The 20496-nt window shown below is 63.9% G+C and carries 22 protein-coding genes; 15 read left to right on the forward strand and 7 right to left on the reverse strand.

Annotated features, from left to right (window positions below; all coding sequences use genetic code 11):
* Positions 1-248 precede the first annotated feature (248 nt).
* Positions 249-725, forward strand: coding sequence for an NUDIX hydrolase (locus tag AC1DX0_RS13850; protein WP_477220125.1), 477 nt, complete (start codon positions 249-251; stop codon positions 723-725).
* A gap of 9 nt (positions 726-734) precedes the next feature.
* On the opposite strand, the gene AC1DX0_RS13855 is transcribed toward AC1DX0_RS13850, so the two are convergent.
* From AC1DX0_RS13855 to AC1DX0_RS13875, 5 genes are all read right to left on the reverse strand, one after another.
* Complete coding sequence (locus AC1DX0_RS13855; RefSeq protein WP_477220126.1) at positions 735-1586, reverse strand: citryl-CoA lyase; 852 nt, start codon at positions 1584-1586, stop codon at positions 735-737.
* A complete protein-coding gene (locus AC1DX0_RS13860; protein WP_477220127.1) occupies positions 1583-2767 on the reverse strand; it encodes a CaiB/BaiF CoA transferase family protein in 1185 nt (394 codons plus the stop codon). The genes AC1DX0_RS13855 and AC1DX0_RS13860 overlap by 4 nt, the downstream gene beginning before the upstream one ends.
* A 14-nt stretch (positions 2768-2781) precedes the next feature.
* Positions 2782-4305 (reverse strand): tripartite tricarboxylate transporter permease, encoded by a 1524-nt coding sequence (locus tag AC1DX0_RS13865; protein ID WP_477220128.1) that lies wholly within the window; start codon positions 4303-4305, stop codon positions 2782-2784.
* 4 nt (positions 4306-4309) lie between these two features.
* Positions 4310-4846, reverse strand: a complete 537-nt coding sequence (locus AC1DX0_RS13870; RefSeq protein WP_477220129.1) for a tripartite tricarboxylate transporter TctB family protein — start codon at positions 4844-4846, stop codon at positions 4310-4312.
* An 81-nt stretch (positions 4847-4927) separates the two neighbouring features.
* Positions 4928-5905 (reverse strand): Bug family tripartite tricarboxylate transporter substrate binding protein, encoded by a 978-nt coding sequence (locus tag AC1DX0_RS13875; protein WP_477220130.1) that lies wholly within the window; start codon positions 5903-5905, stop codon positions 4928-4930.
* A gap of 185 nt (positions 5906-6090) precedes the next feature.
* Between AC1DX0_RS13875 and AC1DX0_RS13880 the strand changes: the two genes are divergently transcribed.
* Together AC1DX0_RS13880 and AC1DX0_RS13885 are read left to right on the forward strand one after the other, a co-directional pair.
* Positions 6091-6861 (forward strand): IclR family transcriptional regulator, encoded by a 771-nt coding sequence (locus AC1DX0_RS13880; RefSeq protein WP_477220131.1) that lies wholly within the window; start codon positions 6091-6093, stop codon positions 6859-6861.
* 273 nt (positions 6862-7134) lie between these two features.
* Positions 7135-9624 (forward strand): EAL domain-containing protein, encoded by a 2490-nt coding sequence (locus tag AC1DX0_RS13885; RefSeq protein ID WP_477220132.1) that lies wholly within the window; start codon positions 7135-7137, stop codon positions 9622-9624.
* A 7-nt stretch (positions 9625-9631) separates the two neighbouring features.
* Here the strand turns inward: AC1DX0_RS13885 and AC1DX0_RS13890 are convergent, their stop codons facing one another.
* Positions 9632-10171 (reverse strand): GNAT family N-acetyltransferase, encoded by a 540-nt coding sequence (locus tag AC1DX0_RS13890; RefSeq protein ID WP_477220133.1) that lies wholly within the window; start codon positions 10169-10171, stop codon positions 9632-9634.
* Positions 10172-10402: 231 nt separating this feature from the next.
* Between AC1DX0_RS13890 and AC1DX0_RS13895 the strand changes: the two genes are divergently transcribed.
* From AC1DX0_RS13895 to AC1DX0_RS13910, 4 genes are all read left to right on the forward strand, one after another.
* Entirely contained in the window at positions 10403-10858 is a 456-nt protein-coding gene (locus tag AC1DX0_RS13895; protein ID WP_477220134.1) for a DUF2214 family protein, read from the forward strand.
* A gap of 252 nt (positions 10859-11110) precedes the next feature.
* Positions 11111-12088 (forward strand): tripartite tricarboxylate transporter substrate-binding protein, encoded by a 978-nt coding sequence (locus tag AC1DX0_RS13900; RefSeq protein WP_477220135.1) that lies wholly within the window; start codon positions 11111-11113, stop codon positions 12086-12088.
* 112 nt (positions 12089-12200) lie between these two features.
* Positions 12201-12674 carry a tripartite tricarboxylate transporter TctB family protein gene (locus tag AC1DX0_RS13905; RefSeq protein WP_477220136.1) on the forward strand — a complete coding sequence of 158 codons (474 nt, stop codon included), beginning with the start codon at positions 12201-12203 and terminating at the stop codon, positions 12672-12674.
* A 9-nt stretch (positions 12675-12683) separates the two neighbouring features.
* Positions 12684-14192 carry a tripartite tricarboxylate transporter permease gene (locus AC1DX0_RS13910; RefSeq protein ID WP_477220137.1) on the forward strand — a complete coding sequence of 503 codons (1509 nt, stop codon included), beginning with the start codon at positions 12684-12686 and terminating at the stop codon, positions 14190-14192.
* 7 nt (positions 14193-14199) lie between these two features.
* Here AC1DX0_RS13910 and nth read toward each other — a convergent pair whose 3' ends face one another.
* The gene (nth, locus tag AC1DX0_RS13915; RefSeq protein ID WP_477355734.1) at positions 14200-15012 is read right to left on the reverse strand and encodes an endonuclease III; all 813 of its coding nucleotides are present in this window, start codon (positions 15010-15012) and stop codon (positions 14200-14202) included.
* A 22-nt stretch (positions 15013-15034) separates the two neighbouring features.
* On the opposite strand from nth, the gene AC1DX0_RS13920 reads away from it, so the two are divergent.
* From AC1DX0_RS13920 to AC1DX0_RS13955, 8 genes are all read left to right on the forward strand, one after another.
* A complete protein-coding gene (locus AC1DX0_RS13920; protein WP_477220139.1) occupies positions 15035-15529 on the forward strand; it encodes a DUF2244 domain-containing protein in 495 nt (164 codons plus the stop codon).
* A gap of 187 nt (positions 15530-15716) precedes the next feature.
* On the forward strand, positions 15717-16595 hold the full coding sequence (locus AC1DX0_RS13925; RefSeq protein WP_477355737.1) for a methylated-DNA--[protein]-cysteine S-methyltransferase: 879 nt from the start codon (positions 15717-15719) through the stop codon (positions 16593-16595).
* Positions 16596-16814: 219 nt separating this feature from the next.
* Positions 16815-17285, forward strand: coding sequence for a hypothetical protein (locus AC1DX0_RS13930; protein ID WP_477220141.1), 471 nt, complete (start codon positions 16815-16817; stop codon positions 17283-17285).
* Between the two features lie 20 nt (positions 17286-17305).
* Entirely contained in the window at positions 17306-17698 is a 393-nt protein-coding gene (locus AC1DX0_RS13935; RefSeq protein WP_477220142.1) for a hypothetical protein, read from the forward strand.
* Positions 17665-18183, forward strand: coding sequence for a hypothetical protein (locus tag AC1DX0_RS13940; protein ID WP_477220143.1), 519 nt, complete (start codon positions 17665-17667; stop codon positions 18181-18183). The genes AC1DX0_RS13935 and AC1DX0_RS13940 overlap by 34 nt, the downstream gene beginning before the upstream one ends.
* Positions 18158-18640 carry a hypothetical protein gene (locus AC1DX0_RS13945; RefSeq protein ID WP_477220144.1) on the forward strand — a complete coding sequence of 161 codons (483 nt, stop codon included), beginning with the start codon at positions 18158-18160 and terminating at the stop codon, positions 18638-18640. Before AC1DX0_RS13940 ends, AC1DX0_RS13945 begins: the two co-directional genes overlap by 26 nt.
* Positions 18641-18846: 206 nt before the next feature.
* Positions 18847-19752 (forward strand): ribokinase, encoded by a 906-nt coding sequence (locus AC1DX0_RS13950; protein WP_477355740.1) that lies wholly within the window; start codon positions 18847-18849, stop codon positions 19750-19752.
* A 1-nt stretch (position 19753) separates the two neighbouring features.
* Positions 19754-20496: amidase family protein (locus AC1DX0_RS13955; RefSeq protein ID WP_477355743.1), on the forward strand; the 743-nt coding region annotated here is incomplete at its 3' end.

A 20496-nucleotide genomic window follows, 5' to 3' on the forward strand; every position in this document is an offset into this window, starting at 1 on the left:
CAGCAGTACCGCGCCCAGGACCGGGTGATCGTCCAGCAGCCGGCGCCAGTGGTGCCGCAGGTCAGGCCGAGCTGCCAGACGCAGATAATCGGCAACACCGCTGTGAGCACCTGTCGCTGACAGCCAGACTGGTCTTTTAATTAGCCGACTTACATGATAGGGGCCTTCGAGTGCCCCTGCGGCAGTTTGGGTTTTGCAAAGGCGCCACATCACGCTATGGGGCACTGCACCGACTGGAATTGTTACGAATGGCAGCCACCAAGAAAAAGGCCGTGCGCAAGGCCAAGAAAGGCGAGCGGATCCGCCAGGTCGCGGCGATTCCGTTTCGGTTGACCGCGGGCGGCGATCTCGAGGTGATGCTGGTTACGTCGCGAACGACGCAGCGCTTCATCGTCCCCAAGGGATGGCCGATGAAAGGCAAGAGCGGCCGCAAGGCCGCCACCATCGAGGCGATGGAAGAAGCCGGCGTGCTCGGCAAGACATTGAAGCAACCGGCCGGCACTTATTCCTATTGGAAACGGCTGGCCAACAACTTCATTCGTGTCGACGTCATCGTCTACCTGCTTGAGGTGACCGAGGAACTGGCCAACTGGCAAGAGGCCAAGCGGCGGCAGCGGGCATGGCTGACGCCGGCTGACGCGGCGATGCTGATCGACGAGCCGGACCTTTCGACGCTGGTCGCAACCTTGACGATTCCCGGACCTGTGCCAATCGAAGCCGGCTGAGGGCCGTCGTCAGCCGCCAGTACCGCCGTCTTTAGGGAAAGGGCGTACCGGTGTGCCGGTATAGGCCCATAGCCATTCACGCGGCAGCGGCCCCTTGTTGCGCTCGCTCTGCTGCGACTGCTCCCAGGCATGCGCCAGGATACCGACGGAGCGCGACAGCACGAACAGCCCCCTTGTCAGCGGTGGCGGGAAGCCAAGTTCTCCGTAGATGACGGCGGTGGCGCCATCGATGTTGAGCGGGATCTTCTTGCCCTTGCGCCGCGCGACCTCCGCCTCGATCGCTTCGGCGATGTCGGCGAACCGCCCATTGACGACGCCGCGCGCGGCAAATTCGCGGGTCAATTCCAGCAGCCGTGGCGCGCGCGGGTCGACCGGGTGAAAGCGGTGGCCGAGCCCCGGCACATAACCCTTTTCTTCGGCGAAGAACCGGTCGAGCCTCACCGAGACCGCCTCATCCAGCGCCGTTCCGCCATCGAGCGCCACGGCGATATCGCCGTAGAAAGCCAGCGCCTGCTCGCCGGCGCCGCCATGCACATCGCCGAGTACATTGATGGCCGAGGCCATGGCGCTGTTGATGTCGACGCCGCAGGTTGCGGCCATGCGGGCAATGGCGATCGACGGCGCCTGCGGTCCGTGGTCGACGGCAGCGCCCAGCGTAATGCCGAGCAGCGCCGCCTGCTCCTCACTGGGCAATTCGCCACGCAGCATCAGCCAGATCATTGCCGGAAAGCTGACGCGGCCGATCAGGTCCTGGATTTCATAGCCGCGCAGCCGGATGACGCCGGGGCTCATCTCGATGATGCCGGTCTGCCACCATTCCTCGCCGCGTTCACGGCCGGTTTTCCTCTGTGTATCGCTCATGCCTGCGCCTTTGCCTTGGCGCGTGGCGGCAGGTGGGCGAAAATCTCGTCCATATGCTCGCCAAGTGCCGGCGGCGGCTTCGTCGGCAAAGGCGCCGCGCCATCAACCATGAAGCCGCCGCGCAGAACGGTCAGCGGCCTGTCCATCCCGGCCACATCGTCAAAATTCGCGGTCACCTGGCGTTCGAGCACTTGCGGTTCGGCCAGCACTTGCGGGATCGTCAGCACCCGGCCGGCGGGGACACCGGCGCGATTGAATATCTCCTCCCAGGCCGCCGCCGGGGCACCCGCCAGAGCGTCCTCGATCTCGGCTTTCAGCGCCGCGCGATTGCACTTGCGTGTCTCGCGTTCGGCAAAGCGCGGGTCCAACGCCAGTTCCGTTCGCCCGATCAGCCGGCACAGCGTCACGAACTGCTCCTGCTTGTTGGCGGCGATGTTGAGCAGACCGTCACCGGTGCGGAAAGCGCCGGAAGGTGCCGCGGTCATGTTCTCATTGCCCATCGGCTTGGGATCGACCCCTGCCGTCAGATAGTTCGACACCGGCCAGCCAAGCGCGGAAAGCGTGCATTCGAGCATCGAGACGTCGAGGAAGGCACCCTCGCCTGAGGTCTTCTGCCTGACCAGCGCCGCCGCAATACCGAACGCGCCGACCAGCCCGCCCAGCGTGTCGGCAACAGGATAGCCGACGCGCAGCGGCGCCGTTTCAGGCGTGCCAGTGATGCTCATGATGCCCGACAGGCCCTGGATGATTTGGTCATAGGCGGGATTGTCGCACATCGGCCCGGTCTGACCGAAACCCGATATCGCGCAATAGACGAGGCCGGGGCGGATCGCCTTCAACGCTTCATGGCCAAGGCCGAGCCGATCCATCACGCCGGGTCGGAAATTCTCCACCAGCGCATCGGCACTGGCGACCAGATCGAGGAAGCGCTCGCGATCGGCTTCCTTCTTCAGATCGAGCACGACGGATCGTTTGCCGGCGTTCTGCGCCAAGAACGAGGCACCCATGCCGGCTTGATTGAGCTTTGGCGAGCCGCCGAGCTGGCGCGCGAGGTCGCCGCCTTGCGGCCCCTCGACCTTGATCACGTCTGCACCCAGCAGCGCCAGCTGATAGGCACAATAGGGGCCGGCCAGGACATTGGTCAGATCAAGGACGCGGATACCGGAAAGCAGGTCAGTCATATCTTTCAAATCGCTCAGGCATCGCCCGGCACATGCTCCGGTCCGCGCCGCCGGCGATGCTCGATGAAGGCCCAGATATGCGGCCCGGCGAGGCCGATGAAGGCGAGCGTCAGCAGCGTCAGCGACAGCTTGTGCGTGTAAAACACTGACCAGTCGCCATTCGAGATGGTCATTGCCCGGCGGAACTGGGTTTCGGCCAGCGGCCCCAGGATCATGCCGATGATGACGGGCGCGGTCGGGAAGTCGAAGCGCCGCATCAGGAATCCAGCCGCCCCCAGCAGATAGAGGATGACGAGGTCGATGGGCGACTGCGAGATGCCATAGGTGCCGACAGTCGCAAACACCAGGATGCCGGCATAGAGCTGCGGCGCCGGGATCTTCAACAGCCGCACCCACAGTCCGATCAGCGGCAGGTTGAGGATGACGAGGATGACATTGGCAATGAACAGGCTGGCGATCAGGCCCCAGACCAGGTCGGCCTGCGTCGTCAAAAGCAGAGGCCCGGGATTGATGCCGTAGCTCTGGAACGCCGACAGCATGATCGCCGCCGTCGCCGAGGTCGGCAGGCCGAGCGTCAGCATCGGCACCAGCACGCCGGCGGCGGACGCATTGTTGGCGGCCTCGGGACCGGCAACGCCCTCGATGGCGCCGACGGTGCCGAACTCCTCCTTGTGCTTCGACAGCTTCTTTTCGATGGCGTAGGACAGGAAGGTCGGGATTTCGGCGCCGCCGGCCGGCATGGCGCCGATCGGGAAGCCGATCGCCGCCCCGCGCAGCCAGGGCTTCCATGAGCGTCCCCATTCGGCCGCAGTCATATAGAGCGAGCCTTTCAGCGGCACGATCTCATCCTTGCCGGCATAGCGGCGCGAAGCCATGTAGAGCGTCTCGCCGACGGCGAACAGACCGACGGCGGCTATGATGACGTCGACGCCATCGAGCAGTTCGGTCGAGCCGAAGGTGAAGCGCGGCTGGCCAGTCTGCAGGTCGACGCCGATCATGCCGATGACAAAGCCGGCAAACAGGCTGGTCAGGCCACGCACCGAGGACGAGCCGAGCACGGCCGAAACCGTGATGAAGGCCAGCACCATCAGCGAGAAATACTCGGCCGGGCCGAAGGCCAGCGCGAACTTGACCACCACCGGCGCCAGGAAGGCGACGCCCAGCGTGCCGATGGTTCCGGCAACGAAGGAGCCGATCGCCGAGGTGGCAAGCGCCGCACCGCCACGGCCGGACCGAGCCATCTTGTTGCCTTCCAGCGCGGTGACGATGGTGGCGCTTTCACCGGGCGTGTTGAGCAGGATCGACGTCGTCGAGCCGCCATACATGGCGCCGTAATAAATGCCGGCGAACAGGATGAAGGACGCTTCCGGCGCCACCTGGTAGGTGATCGGCAGAAGCAGCGCGATGGTCAGCGCCGGCCCGAGGCCGGGCAGCACGCCGATGGCGGTGCCGAGCGTGGTGCCGAGCAGGCACCACATCAGGTTCATCGGCGTGAAGGCGACGGAAAATCCATGTGCGAGATGACCAAGCGTGTCCATGGCGTCAGCCTCCCAACGCGCCGATGATCGCATCGATCACCGTGTTCAGCTGGTTCTCGATGAAGCCGGCGCCGATGTTGACGCCGAGCGCCCTGGCGAAGCCGAAATAGGCGGCCAGCGCCAGGATAAGGCCGGTGAGCGCATCGCGCAGCGTATGCCTGCTGCCGAAGCCATAGCAGATGAGAACGAACATGATGACGGACGCCGCCGTGAAGCCAAGCGGTCGGATGAGCAGCAGGTTGGCGACCAGGCCGATGACGACGAAGCCCATCGCCTTCCAGTCGGTCGGCGTTTCCTTTTCCTCCTCCGGCTGCCAGCCGCCGCGAAACGCGGCGAGGATGAGCAGCAGGGACAGCACCACCAGGCCGACCATGGTGAGATAGGGAAAGACGGTCGGGCCGACCTTGGAATAGAGCGGCGACACCGGGATCGCCAACGTCTGCCAGGCCACGGCGCCGGCACAGGCCAGAAGGCCGATGCCAACAAGCAATTCCGGCACGGCAAGGCGCGAGGCCGCCGCCGGCTGATTGATGCTGCTCATGAATGTCCTCCCCGATATGGTCCCTGCAGTCGGCTGGAACTGAAAAATGAGGGACGGCTCGCGCCGTCCCCCTGGGGAAAATCAGGCGAGGCCGAGATCCTTGAGGATGGCTTCGATGCGCGCCGAATCCTCGGCGATGAATTTCGCATAGTCGTCGCCGGTGAGCAGGATGGGCGTCCAGTTGCGGTTCTTGCACTCGGTCGCCCAGGCATCGCTTTTGGCCATGGTCTCGACCAGCGTGATCATCGCCGCCCTGTCGGCGTCGGACACGCCGGGAGGCGCGAAAACGCCGCGCCAATTGAACAGTTCGACATCGACGCCGGCTTCTTTCAACGTCGGTGCGTCGATGCCGTCCTGGCGCTTGTCGGCCGAGATGGCGAGCAGCCGGAGCGCGCCGGCCTTCACCTGTTCGGAGAATTCTCCAAAGCCGGAGATGCCGGCCGCCACCTGGTTGCCGAGCAGCGCCGACAAAGCCTCGCCGCCGCCCGCGAACGGCACATAGGAAAGGCTGGTCGCCGGAACGCCGACCGTCTTGGCGATCAGGCCGAACAGGATGTGGTCGGAGCCACCGGCGGAACCGCCGGCGACAGGAACCTTCGTCGGATCGGCCTTGAGCGCGGCGACGAAATCGGCGGCGGTCTTGAATGGCGATTCCGCCGGCACCACCAAGGCCTCGAACTCGCCGGTGAGGCGGGCGATCGGCGTGACCTGCGTCAGATTGTTGGCGGCCTTGTTGGCGATGATGGCGCCGACCATGACCATGCCGGCGACCATCAGCGAATTGCCCTTGCCGTTCCACTGGCTGATGAATTGCGGCAGTCCGACCGTGCCGCCGGCGCCGCCGACATTGGTGATCTGCGAGCCGGAGATCAGCTTCTCGCTGCGCAGCACCTGATCCATCGTGCGCCCTGTCTGGTCCCAGCCGCCGCCGGGTGCCGCCGGCACGAAAATCTGGATCTGCGGTGCGCCTTCGGCGAAAGCGGGCGTGAGATGAAGTCCTGCAAGGCCGGCAGCGCCTGCCGCCGCCGTGCTCATCAAAAATCTGCGTCTGTTCAGCATGGGATTCCTCCAGATCACGACACCTCCTCCGGTGCCTGCCAAACGCGCCTGCATTCACAGACCCGTGATCGAGTTCAAGCAGATGTTACCGAGTTCTGTCAACGGGAACGATATTCTGCTAGACAGAACGATCCAGCGGCGGGACAGGGTGGCTCCGCTCAGGCTTCTCCGAACTGGGAATTGCAATGGACTCGCCAAGCAGATCGACTGACGCAGAAAGCCGGCGCCCGTCCGCCGAAGGTGTTGCGGCACTTGATCGGGCGATCGCTATCCTCGATGCCTTCACCACGGCCGACCGCTCGCTCAGCCTGGCCGAAATCGCGGCGCGTACCCGTCTTTACAAGAGCACGATCCTGCGGCTGGCGAATTCGCTGCTGCGCGGGCACCTGCTCGAGCGCCTGGACGATGGACGCTACCGGGTCGGGCCCGCCGCCTTTCGGCTCGGCGCGCTTTATCAGCGTTCGGTGGTGGCGGTCGATATCCTGCTGCCTATCATGCGCGACCTCTCCGAGCACAGCTGGGAGAGTGTTGCCTTCTATGTTCGTTCGGGCGACGTCCGCACCTGTCTCTACCGCGTCGAATCCAAGCATCCGATCCGCTACACGATACGCGAGGGTGACGTGTTGCCTTTGCTGGTCGGCTCGGGCGGACGCGTGCTCGCAGCGTTTTCAGGCCAGCCGGGCGAACCCTACGAGACCATCCGCAGAACCTGCAATTGCCTCGCCGTCGGTGACCGCGACCCCGACACGGCGGGCGTCTCGGCGCCGGTATTCGGGCCGGGGCGCGTGCTGCTTGGCGCCTTGACGCTGGCTGGTCCGAGCTCGCGCGTCGACGCCGCCTTCCTTCAGCGCATGAAACGTCCGCTGCTCGAGGCGGCGGCTCGCGCCACGCGTGCGTTCGGCGAAGACGCCTCCTTGTTGGAGCAAGCCAGTCTCGCGGCGGAGGCTCTGCCCTAGCTCCCATGGTTGCGGCCCGGAAGGCTCGATACGTTTCAAATACAAATCGATCAAACTTGAAGCAATTGCTTGACGTAGCGTAATATTCGGCTCGCTCGCGGCAAGAATCGGTTTTGTAAAAATGGAATTATTTATTCGCTGTTAAGCCCGCACGTGATAACCGGATTGTTGTCGCCGTCTGAGTGACATGAGGGAAGAACAGCGTCTTAAACCGACGGATGAAACAGTCGGGCGGACGCACTGACAGGATCATGGCAAGTCCATGCAAGTTCGATGAAGCTGTCATCGAGGAACGCGAGCCCCCGTCTTCTCGGGTTGGTCTGGCCCTTCATTGCCGTCGTCCTCATCCAGGCGCTGGTCGCCAGCCTCAGCCTCTACACGCTTTCGGCGGTTCGCGCCTATGTCGGCGGCGAGAGCCAATGGTCCAAGGGCCAGAAGCACGCCATCTATTTCCTCAGCCTCTATGCGGACACCGGCAAGGAGGAGTTCTTCAGCGAGTATCGTGCAGCGATCGCCGTTCCTCTGGCCGACCGCTCGGCCCGCCTGGCACTTGAGCAGCCCGAGCCCGACACCGAAGCGGCGCGCGCCGGCTTCTTGCAGGGCAGAAACCATCCGGACGACGTTGCCGGGATGATCTGGCTGTTCCAGAATTTCCGCAGCTTCATCTATCTCGACACAGCCATCCGCCACTGGACCGCCGCCGACACCATGATCCTCGCCATCCAGCGGCTCGGCGACGCGATGCACGCGACATTGAGCAAGGGGAAGGCGTCACCGGCCGAGATCAGCGCCTGGAAGACGGATATCCATCAGCTAGATCGTCAGATCAGCCCTCTTTCCAAGGCCTTCTCGGACAGTCTCGGCGAAGGCTCGCGCTTCATCCGCGTGCTGCTCACATTTGCCAATCTTGTCACCGCCGCCTTGCTGATCCTGCTTGCCGTGTGGCGCACACGCAAGCTCCTGGCGCAGCGCCAGGCCTTCCAGCTGGCGCTCAATACCGAGCGCGAGCGCGCCCAGATCACCTTGGCTTCGATCGGCCAGGCCGTCATCAGCACCGGGGCTGACGGACGACTGGACTATATGAACCCGGTCGCCGAGAAATTGTTGGCCTGCCCGTTCAGCAGCGCCAAGGGCAAACCGATCGCTTCGCTGTTCCGGCTGGTGGACAAAGACACCAGCGTTGAAGAACCCCGACTGATTGAATGCCTGCTGGCCGGCGAACCGCGCCGTTCCAGCGCCCGTCCGCAATTGCTGCAGCGACCGGACGGCTCTGTTGTTCCCGTTGCGCTGACCGGCGCGCCGCTGCTCGTTTCCGGTGAAGTCGTCGGCGCGGTGCTCGCCTTCCACGACATGACGCGCGAAGAGGATTATATCGAGCGGCTTTCATGGCAGGCTTCGCATGACGCATTGACCGGACTCGCCAACCGGCGCGATTTCGAAAGCCGGCTGGAAAGGACGATCGTCGAATTGCAGGGCCAGCCCCGGCAACACGCCTTGATGTATCTCGATCTCGACCAGTTCAAACTGGTCAACGATACCTGTGGCCATGCCGCGGGCGACCAGTTGCTGCGCCAGATCTCCGCACTGCTGACCCACGAATTGCGGCCGGGAGACGTGCTGGCACGATTGGGCGGCGACGAATTCGGCGTGCTGCTGATCGATTGTGAAGCCAATGATGCGGCCGACATCGCCGAACGGCTGCGCGCGGCCGTGCAGAACCTGCATTTCGCCTGGGACAACAGGCCCTTCAACATCAGCGTCAGCATCGGCATGGTGCAGATCGTCAATGCGCAAGTGACGATCGAGGAAGCGCTGCGGGCCGCAGATGTCGCTTGCTACATGGCCAAGGAAAAGGGCCGCAACCGCGTCCAGATCCACAGCGATGGCGACATGGCCTTGCGCGAGCGTTTCGGCGAGATGGCCTGGGTGCAGCGCCTGCACGCCGCATTGGAGCAAAACCGCTTCAGGCTTCATGCCCAGGAAATCTGGCCGCTCAACGACGACGCCGCCGAGGCGGGAGCGCATATCGAAATCCTGTTGCGGCTGACCGACGAAGACGGCAGCTTCGTCACCCCGCAGAGCTTCATTCCCGCGGCCGAGCGTTACGGCCTGATGCCGTCGATCGACCGCTGGGTGGTGCGCAACACCTTCCGCGTCCTGGCCGCACGGCAAGCCGATCCGCGCACGCCGCCGATCACGACATGCGCCATCAATCTGTCCGGGGCGACTTTCGGCGACGAGACCTTTCTCGGCTTCCTGCGCGAGCAGTTCCTCGTCCATGGCATTTCGCCTGCCATGATCTGCCTGGAGATCACCGAAACCAGCGCCATCGCCAATCTCACCAACGCCATGCGCTTCATTGCCGATCTGCGCGGGCTGGGCTGCCGCTTCGCGCTCGACGATTTCGGCTCCGGCATGTCGTCCTTCGCCTATCTCAAGCACCTGCCGGTCGACTACCTCAAGATAGACGGCAGCTTCGTCAAGGACATGGTGGAGGATCGCATCGACCGCGCCATGGTCGAGATGATCCACCACATCGGCAAGGTCATGGGCAAGCGCACCATCGCCGAGTTCGTCGAAAGCGACGGCATCATTGCCGCCCTGAAGACGATCGGCGTCGACTATGCCCAAGGCTATGGGATCGCCAGACCGAAGCCTTTCGATGCCTCGACGGTGCTGCTCGGCCCGAGCGTCACGCCGGCCGCGGAGAGCACCGATCCATGGGCCGATCTGACACGGAAGCTGCGCCGCAAGGCCGGCTGAAGCGCGCTCAGGGCCGCCGCTCCAGCAGGATGGTCGGGGCATCGTGATAGAGGGTCCGCGTCACCTCGCTGTAGCCGCACTTCCTGGCGACATTCTGTGAAGCCGTATTTTCGGGATCGATGATGCAGACGGTTTTGGCACGTCCGAAGGTCTCGTCGCCCCAGACGTGCACGCGGCTGACGATCTCGGTGGCAAGGCCCGCGCCATGCACGGCCGGAGCCAGCGCCCATCCGGCTTCGGGAATGCCTTCGATCGACGGTTCCATGTCGCGCTTAAGATCGTGAAAACCGGCCTCGCCGACGAAGCGGCCCGTCGCCTTCTCCTCGATCGCCCAGAAGCCGTAGCCCAGCAGTGACCACAGGCCAGCGTGGCGCAGAAAACGCATCCAGCTTTCCTCGCGCGTGCGCGGCTTGCCGCCGATGAAGCGGGTGACGGCCGGGTCCGCCCACATCGTGGCATAGGCGTCGAAATCGCCCATCCGGTGCGCCCGCAGAATGGCTCGCTGCGTCTCGATGACGGGGGCGACGGTCACTTGGCGGTTGTTCATGGGACTTGCCTCGCTGATGGTGTCCGCGCTTAGCAAATCGCCCCAGCGGTGCAAGGGCCACCACGAGACGCGCCATCATCCAGGCAAGCGGCAGCGGACAATTTTCTGCGGCGGCGGCTTCGCTATGGGAATTCTGTTCGACGGTGTTATTTTCCCGGCAGGCTGATTCAGCACCCGGCGACTCGACCTTTCCGGACGCGGGCTGGGGCCATCAAACCCAAGGGAAAAAGCATGGACACGACCGACCTTGTGCTTGCCATTGTCCACCATCTGCTGGTGTTTTCCCTGGCAGGGATCATCGGCGCCGAATTCGTGCTGATCCGCGGCGACCTGCCCGCCGTGACGCTCAAGCGGCTCGCCGGCATCGACCGTCACTATGGCATCATCGCCACGCTGATCATCATCGTCGGCATCGGCCGTGTTGTCTGGGGCCTGAAGGGCTGGGAGTTCTACGTCTACAACTGGGTGTTCTGGGCCAAGATGGCGGCGTTCGGCATTGTCGGACTGCTGTCGATCATCCCGACAGTGCGCTTCATTTCCTGGAACCGGCAGGCCGGCGCCAATCCCTCCTTCACCGTGCCCGCGAGCGAACTGGCCTCGGTGAAGACCTATATCCGCACTGAAGCCTTCGTCTTCCTGATGATCCCGGTCTTCGCGGCAGCGATGGCGCGCGGCTACGGATACTAGTCCAGAATAGATCGGAAGCAGGCAGACGTCTGCAATCGATATTTGACGAAGCCGGCCGACTTTCGACCATTTCGCATCCCGCCCCAACTCGAACATCTAGCCGTTGCGTGCCGCTACCGCGGATAATCTCAGTTTGCCATTTGAGTCCGATTGCAATCTATTGGCTGACGCTGGTTGTTGTTTCATCCGCGGCCGGCATTGAGAGGAGTTCCGCGCAGCAGTTTTTATTCATATCCCGGGAGGAGAATTACGATGCGAAAATTTGTTGCCGCTCTGGCCGCCGCCGCGGCCGTCACGCTTTATTCGTTCGCCGCCAACTCACAATCCTATCCCGAACGCACCATCACCGTTGTGGTGCCGTTTGCGGCGGGCGGCCCGACCGACACGGTCACCCGCCTCGTCGCCGAAGCCATGTCGAAGGATCTCGGCCAGCAGGTCATCGTCGAGAATGTCGGCGGCGCCGGCGGCACGCTTGGTGCGGGCCGCGTCGCCAATGCCGATCCCGACGGCTACACGCTGCTTCTCCATCACATCGGCATGGCGACAAGTGCCACGCTCTACAGAAAGCTCGCCTACGACACGCTGAACGCTTTCGAATATGTCGGCCTGGTGACCGAGGTGCCGATGACCATCGTCGGCCGCAAGGAGCTCCCGCCGACCGATCTGAAAGGGCTGGTCGACTACGCCAAGGCCAACAAGGACAGCATCACCGTGGCCAATGCCGGCATCGGTGCGGCCTCGCATCTGTGCGGCATGCTGTTCATGAGCGCCATCGGCACGCCACTGGTCACCGTGCCCTACAAGGGCACCGGCCCGGCCATGACGGATCTTCTCGGCGGCCAGGTCGACATCATGTGCGACCAGACGACCAACACCACCAAGCAGATCCAGGGCGGCACGATCAAGGCCTATGCCGTAACCTCGCCGGAACGCCTCGATGTGCTGAAGGATGTCCCGACGACTGTGGAAGGCGGCCTTCCCGCGGTGCAGGTCGGCATCTGGCACGGCCTCTATGCGCCGAAGGGCACGCCGGCCGAGATCACCGACCGCCTGTCGAAATCGCTCCAGGTCGCACTGAAGGACCAAAACGTCGTCGCCCGCTTCGCCGAACTCGGCACCAAGCCATCTTCGCAGGCCGACGCGACGCCGGTGGCGCTGAAGGCCAAGCTGGAAAGCGAGATCACGCGCTGGAAGCCGATCATCGAAGCCGCCGGCCAGTACGCCGACTGAGGCTTGAACGGGGCGCCACCGGCGCCCCGTTTTCGCCTCGGCCCGTTTTCACATTTGCCCCGTCTTCACATTCACAGCGGCAGGCCCCGGCAAAGGGTCTGGGAGGACCGTCATGAAACCTTTCGCAATCGACAGGACCAACGGCCTGTGCGCCGTGCTCTTCATCTTCTTCGGCGCCTTTTTTGCGCTGCAGTCGCTCGGGCTCGAAATCGGAACCGCCTTCCGTATGGGACCGGGCTATTTCCCGCTGGTCCTGGCGATCGTGCTGATCCTGCTTGGCGCCGTCATCCTCGTCCAGGCGGTGCGCGTCGAGGGCGAGCCGATCGGCCCCATCGCCTGGCGCGGCATGCTGTTCATCCTGCCGGCGCCGATCTTCTTCGGCCTGACGGTGCGCGGCCTCGGCTTCGTCCCGTCGATCTTCCTGACGGCGCTGATCGCCGCCTTTGCCAGCGGCCGCATGAAGCCGCTCACCGCGCTCGTGCTGTCGGCTGCCCTGACGCTGTTCTCGGTCCTCGTCTTCAGCTACGCGCTCGGGCTGCCGTTCCAGCGCTTCGGCCCCTGGCTGCCCCCATGGCTGGCATTGTGAGGCGCTGACATGGACCTCCTCCACAACCTCGAGCTTGGCTTCTCGACGGCCACAACGCCGGCAAATCTCGGTTTCTGTCTGATCGGCGTCCTTCTCGGCACGCTGATCGGCGTCCTCCCCGGTATCGGCGCCACCGCAACCATCGCCATGCTGTTGCCGATCACCTTCCAGATCGGCGATCCGGTTTCTTCCCTGATCATGCTCGCGGGCATTTATTACGGCGCCCAGTATGGCGGCTCGACCACCGCCATTCTCATCAACATGCCCGGCGAATCCTCCTCGGCCGTCACCGCCATCGACGGCTACCAGATGGCCAAGAACGGCCGTGCTGGCGCAGCACTGGCGATCGCCGCGATTGGCTCGTTCTTCGCCGGCACGGTGTCGACCTTCCTCGTCGCCGTCTTTGCCCCGCCGCTGACGGCGATAGCCCTGCAATTCGGCGCGGCGGAGTATTTTTCGCTGATGATCGTCGGCCTCGTCTCGTCCATCGCGCTCGCCCACGGCTCGATCGTAAAGGCGCTGGCGATGGTCGTGCTCGGCCTGTTGCTTGGCATTGTCGGCACCGACATCTACACCGGGACGCCGCGCTTCACGCTGGGCATCCGCGAATATGCCGACGGGCTGAATTTCGTCGCGGTGGCGGTCGGCGTCTTCGGCGTCGCCGAGATCCTGCGCAACCTCGAAAACGAGCATGAGCGCGCGGTGATGATCAAAAAAGTCTCCGGCCTGATGCCGACCCGCGACGACTTCAAGCAAATGGCAGCACCCATCGTGCGCGGAACCATCATCGGTTCGGCGCTCGGCATCCTGCCCGGCGGCGGCGCGGTGCTTGCCGCCTTTGCCTCCTACACGGTGGAAAAGCGCGTCTCCAAACACCCGGAGGAGTTCGGCAAGGGCGCCATCGCAGGCGTCGCCGGGCCGGAATCGGCCAACAATGCCGGCGCCCAGACCTCCTTCATTCCGATGCTGACGCTCGGCATTCCGGCCAACCCGGTGATGGCGCTGATGATCGGCGCCATGATCATCCAGGGCATCGTGCCCGGCCCCAATGTCGCGACTGAACAGCCGGCGCTGTTCTGGGGCATCATCGCCTCGATGTGGATCGGCAATCTGATGCTGATCATCCTGAACTTGCCGCTGATCGGCCTTTGGGTGAAACTGCTGACGATCCCCTACTATGTGCTTTTTCCGATCATCATGGCGTTCTGCTCGATCGGCGTTTACAGCGTCAACACCAACGCGTTCGACCTCTATGCCGTCGCCTTCTTCGGCTTGCTCGGATACGTCCTGACCAAGCTGCGCTGCGAACCGGCGCCGCTGCTGCTCGGCTTCGTGCTCGGCCCGTTGCTCGAGGAAAACCTGCGCCGCGCCATGATCCTGTCGCGCGGTGACCCCTCAACCTTCGTGACGCGGCCGATCAGCGCCGGCCTGCTGCTGGTCGCACTCGCCGTGCTCGTCATCGTCTTCCTGCCATCAATCAAGAAGAAGCGGGAAGAGGTGTTCGTGGAGGAGAGTTGAAGCCCGGTCAGGTCTGGCCCTGAACCTCGTCTGCCGGACCGAGCGCCGCGATCGGCACCAGCGGCGCTGGAACGCTGGTCGTCTTCTCCTCAGCCTTACAGATGTCGGCGATGACACAGGCCGGGCAGTCCGGCTTGCGCGCCTTGCAGACATAGCGGCCATGCAGGATCAGCCAGTGATGCGCATGGCGCATAAACTCGTCCGGGATGATCTTCAGCAGCCCCTGCTCGACCTGTTCGGGCGTCTTGCCAGGCGCCAGGCCAAGCCGGTTGCCGATGCGGAAAATGTGCGTGTCGACCGCCATCGTGTGCTGGCCGAAAGCCATGTTGAGCACGACATTGGCGGTCTTGCGCCCGACCCCCGGCAGTTTGACCAGCTCATCACGGTCATCAGGCACCGCGCCGCCATGGTCGCGGATCAGCGCCTCGGATAGTGCGACGACGTTCTTGGCCTTGTTGCGCCAGAGACCGATGGTCCTGATGTAATCGCCGACCTTGGCCTCACCCAGCGCCAGCATCTTCTGCGGCGTGTCGGCGAYCTTGAACAGCGCCCGTGTCGCCTTGTTGACGCCGGCGTCGGTCGCCTGCGCCGAGAGCACCACCGCCACCAGCAGCGTGAAGGCGTTTACATGTTCGAGCTCGCCCTTCGGCTCCGGCCGCTGCACCGAAAAGCGCCGGAAAATCTCGTGCACTTCGGCCGGACTGTAGCGCGAAGTCCGCCGCACCGGCCGCGGACGCGGCTTGGCGTTCGAACCGTCGCGCCGGCCGGCCGGCAACTCTTTTTCGGACATGGAAGAATCTTTGGACTTGGGGCTCGCCATTTCCCTCCTATAATATCCTGTCATGAGCGATACAAACGCCTCGTTTCAGGCTGACGAGCCCTTCTTTCATGCCTTGCTGACCCCACACCGGTCGCTGGGCAGGAAGGGCTTCCTGGTCCTGATGGGCGCGCTGCTGTTCGGCTGGCTGGTGACAGGTGCGTTTTTCCTGTCGCGTGGCGCCTGGCCGGTGTTCGGCTTCTTCGGCCTCGACGTGATCGCCGTCTACATCGCCTTCCGCGCCAACTATCGCGCCGCCCGCGCCCGCGAGGAAGTGTCGGTCTCCCGCACCAGCCTCGATATCCGCAAGACGGCGCCTTCGGGAAAATCAGAAGCGCACCGCTTCAACCCGTTCTGGACGCGGTTTTCAGTCGCCCGTCACGCCGAGATCGGCATCACCAAAATGACTGTGGAAGGACAAGGCCAGAACGTGCCGATCGGCGGCTTTCTCGATCCCGAGTCCCGCGAGAGCTTTGCCACCGCCTTCTCGCGGGCGTTGGCGACCGCCAAGGCGCGCTGAATCTAGAACCGGAAGCGCAAAAGCCTGCCGACCTTGCGCGGCCCCGGTCAGATGCACTTTCTCGCCAGCCATGAGCGACTCCTGGGCTCGCAACCCGAGTCTATCTGGGCATGCGCGGCAAGAAGGCAAGTTTCGGGTGGCGATCGGCGCCCCAAGGGGCGATATTCCTGGCCAAGGAGACAGTTCGATGAGCACACACACAGCAGTCCTCAAAAAGGACATCACGCCGCAAGGCAGCGACTACGAGATCGTGCGCCGCGCCATCGAGAAGATCAGCCTCGACTATCGCGACCAGCCTTCGCTCGAGGAGCTTGCAGAGGAAGTCGGCGAGACGCCGACCGGCCTGCAAAAACTCTTCACCCGCTGGGCCGGCCTGTCGCCAAAAGCCTTCCTGCAGGCGGTGACGCTCGACCATGCGCGCCGGCTGCTCGATTCCGGCATGCCGCTGCTCGAAACCTCGTTCGAACTGGGCATGTCCGGTCCCGGCCGGCTGCATGATCTGTTCGTCACCCATGAGGCGATGTCGCCGGGCGACTACAAAACGCGCGGTGCCGGGCTGACCATCCGCTACGGCTATCACCCCTCGCCTTTCGGCACCGCCCTGATCATGGCCACCGACCGTGGGCTTGCCGGCCTCGCCTTCAGCGATCCCGGCGAGGAACGTGCGTCGTTCGCCGACATGTCCAGCCGCTGGCCGAATGCCATCTATGTGGAGGACATGACGGCCACCGGGCCTTACGCCGCGCGCATCTTCGACCAGACGCTGTGGCGCCCCGACCAGCCGCTGCATGTCGTCATGATCGGCACCGACTTCCAGSTCCGTGTCTGGGAGGCGCTGCTGCAGATCCCGATGGGCAAGGCCCGCACCTATTCCTCGATCGCCGCCAGCATCGGTGCGCCGAGCGCCAGCCGGGCGGTCGGTGCCGCCAATGGCGCCAACCCGCTCTCCTTCGTGGTGCCKTGCCACCGSGCCMTCGGCAAGTCCGGCGACCTYACCGGCTACCACTGGGGCCTGACCCGCAAGCGCGCCATACTGGGCTGGGAGGCGGGGCAAGTGTCGTCGTGAATATCGATTTTCCAGTTTCCGCCGAAGAAATTTACATATCTTGACCGGAGGAAAGTATTACTTGGATTATATCTGAAATTCAGGACACAACCGGGGACAACCTTCGGTTATTTATGGAATGTTATTTCAGCGCATTATTTAAGTTTACGCTAAATTAACCACGATAAAGCGATCATGACTCCTATTAAATCGGGCAATCCGACTTAATAGGAGGTCTCGATGAAGTTGTTTCGCACCGCCTTCGGTGCAGCCTTGTTGCTCGCATGCCTGGCCGAGCCGGCACTGGCAACGACGCAAAATGTCATTTTCAATGGCACGGTCGCGCCGACCTGCACGCTCGTCATTGCCACCAATGGCACAATGACGGTCAGTCCCGACCTCCAGTCCCTCAGCTCCCACAACAGCGGCGGCTCGGCCGGAACCGTCACGCTGACGACGACAGGCGGCGTATCGCTGAGCGTCGATCCTGTTACCACCACGACGGTGCCGTCGGCCGACGTGACATCGACCACCTGGACACCAACCTACTCCGCCGCCGGTGCGCACTCCATCGTCGAGACCGGCTCGGCGACCGCCATCAGCACACCCGGCGCCGACCTTGTCTCGGTCCATCTCGCCGGCAGCAAGGGCGGCAGCAACCGCTTCGCCAACGGAAACTATCAGGCAACGGTAACGCTTCGCTGCGAGTAGCGCTCGGGAAGGAGGCATCCTTGACACTTTTTCGAACCTTGGCGACGGCGCTGGCCGTCGGCCTGATCCCTGTTGCCGCGGCGGCCCAGTCGATGTCGCCGATGCGCGGCGAGGTCAACAGTTTCACCGACGTCTTCGCGGTCCGCGTATACCCGGCCAATCCATACGACCAGAAGATCAAGGTCGAAATCCACGTCTACGATCAGGATTTTCAGCCAGTGGACGCCAGGATCTCTCCGAGTGCGTTCCAACTGGGGTCCCAGGCTTCCCGTTCTGTCCTTGTGGTCGTGCCCTTCGGCGGCGCTGCCGAGCGTAAAGTGCGTATCTGTACCGAGAGCATCCCCTTTCCCAATCAACAGACGCAGATAAAGGCACAAATATGCGGAAAGTTTTTTGGGCACCGCAAGTCCTGACAATCGCGCTTGTCGCGATGTCGGCGGGGAGCTCGCCGGTTCTGGCCGAGGATGTCTACAATCTCAATCAGAATGAGAGCGGCTTCAACCTGCCCGGTGTGACCTTGCCCCAGGGCCAGGACGAGGTCCACGCTGCCGACGGCACCACTTGCCGTTCCGCGGTCTCCGGATCGGGTGCCTATCTCGACCTCGGCGTCATCAGAGGCAACAGCCAGTCGAACAACGACGTCGCCACCTACGGCCGCGTGGTGATCCCGATCGGGCGTACACCGAAGCGCGTCGATTGCAGCCGCCTCTACGAGCTCGAGGTCGAGCGCCTGCAGCTGGAGCTGAAACTGCTCAAAATGGGCCTCGGCGGCGACGGCCAGACGGCGAGCGTGGCGGCCAGCGCTCCCGCCACCGCGGCCGCATCACCCGGGTGGGCCAACGAGGGCTGGAGCATCAGGACCGGACATAGCGATGGCAAGAAAAAGAAGAAGAAATAGCCGCGCGCTGCTTGCGATGGCTGCACTTGCAGGCTTCTGCCTTCCGGTGCAAGCGGCGATCATCGGCACCTGCACCATCATGGTCGGGGCGTCGGGAACGATGAAGGCAAATCCCGCCATCAGCATACTGGGCTCCAAGCAGGCCGGCGGATCGAGCGCCAGCGCCACCATCGTGGCGAGCTCCCTGTTGTGCTCGATACTTAACTTGCTGGACTGCTATTCGGTTTCAGCGCCGGCGCCTGCCGCATTCTCGTCGGCGCCGAGCGGCGGCGGCACCAATGTGACGTTCGTCTCGGTCTTCCGCCTCGACGGCTCGGGGGTCGATGTCAACGGAAGCGTGCCGCAAAGGGTCACCAACGGCACCCACCCCATGCAAGTCGATCTCACCGCCACCAAGTCCAGCGGCATCTTTCCCGCCGGCAACTATCAGGTCACCGTCACCGTACGCTGCGAGTGAGGCGACAAATCGCCTTTTGATATCCGCATGGTCTGGCAAGTCACCGCATGACGCGCTAGCTTCCCGCGCAACCGAGGTGACGGTGCATCCATATTGATGCACCGGCGCACCTCGCCATCTCGATCCACATTGTGGATCTCGATCCACATTGTGCTTACCGAAAGTCGATCCTGATTTCCGGCCAGCGCTGGCAGGGAGGCACTTTCTTGATAGTCGTCATCGGCTCGATCAACCTCGACCTTATCGCCAAAGTCGACCGCCTGCCGACCCCCGGCGAAACGGTGAGCGGCTCCGGTTTTGCCACGGCGCCTGGCGGCAAGGGCGCCAACCAGGCGCTGGCCGCCGCGCGTGCCGGCGCCGCGGTGCGCATGGTCGGTGCCGTCGGCAAGGACAGTTTCGCCGCCGAGGCGCTGGCATTGCTGCGTGAGGCCAAGGTCGACCTGTCGGGCGTGGGGGAAACCTTTGCCTCGACCGGCACGGCGCTGATCATGGTCGGCGACGACGGCGAGAACATCATCGCCGTGGTTCCCGGCGCCAATGCTTCCGTGGTGCCCGGAGACCTCTCCAAGGCCTTTCTGAATAAGGGCGATGTCGTGCTTTTGCAGCACGAGATCCCGCTGGCGACCGTAGACGCCGCACTCGACCAAGCGCGGGCGGCCGGCGCCGTCACCGTGCTCAACACCGCGCCTTTCCAGGGCGCTGCGGCGGCTTTCCTCGGCAAGGCCGATTATGCCGTCGCCAACGAGACCGAGTTCGACCTCTATGGCGAGGCGCTGGCGTTGAAAGGCCGCGACCGGGCGGCGCGCATGCGCGACTTCGCAGCGAAAACCGGCCGCACCATCGTCGTCACGCTCGGCGGCGACGGCGTCATGGCMGCRACGCCGARSGATTTCCTGACCATTGCGGCCATGAAGATCACGCCTGTCGACACGGTCGGCGCCGGCGACACGTTCTGCGGCTACTTCGCTGCCGGCCTGTCGTCAGGCCTCCCGCTCGACAAGGCGCTGGCGCGCGCCGGTGCGGCCGGCTCGCTGGCATGCCTCAAGCCTGGCGCCCAGCCGGCGATCCCGCTGGCCAAGGATGTCGATCAAGCCTTGCAGGAAGCCAGCTGAAATGATGCGCCCGCAGACGAAACATGCCGTGCCGCCGGCCGGCGATATTTGCCGCCTGTCCGCCATCGAGCTTGCCGACGCGATCCGCCGCAAGAAACTGTCGGTGCGCGAGGTGGTGACGGCCTTCCTCGACCGCATCGAAACGGTCAATCCGCTGGTCAACGCCATCGTCTCGTTGCGCGATCGTGCCGACATCCTGCGCGAGGCCGATGCGGCCGATATCAGGCGGCAGGCTGGTATCGAAACCGGCTCGCTCTTCGGCTTGCCGATCGCCATCAAGGACCTTGCCTCGACAACCGGGCTCCGAACCTCCTTCGGCTCGCCGATCTTTGCCGATTTCGTGCCGCAGGAAGACGATTTCTTCGTCGAGCGCATCCGCGCCGCCGGCGCCATCATCATCGGCAAGACCAATGTTCCCGAATTCGGGCTCGGCTCCAACACCTACAACACCGTGTTCGGGCCGACGCTGAACGCTTTCGATCCGGCGCTGACTGCCGGCGGTTCGAGCGGCGGTGCGGCGGTGGCGCTGGCGCTCGACATGGTGCCCGTCGCCGACGGCAGCGACTTCGGCGGTTCGCTGCGCAATCCCGCCGCCTGGAACAATGTCTACGGCTTCCGCCCGTCGCAGGGGCTTGTACCCGGCGGCCCGGACTTCGAAGTCTTTCATGCGCAGATGGGCGTCGAGGGGCCGATGGGTCGCAACGTCGCCGACATGGCGCTGCTGCTCGACGTGCAGGCGGGCTA

The sequence above is a fragment of the Mesorhizobium sp. P3_A9 genome (genome assembly GCF_056402975.1).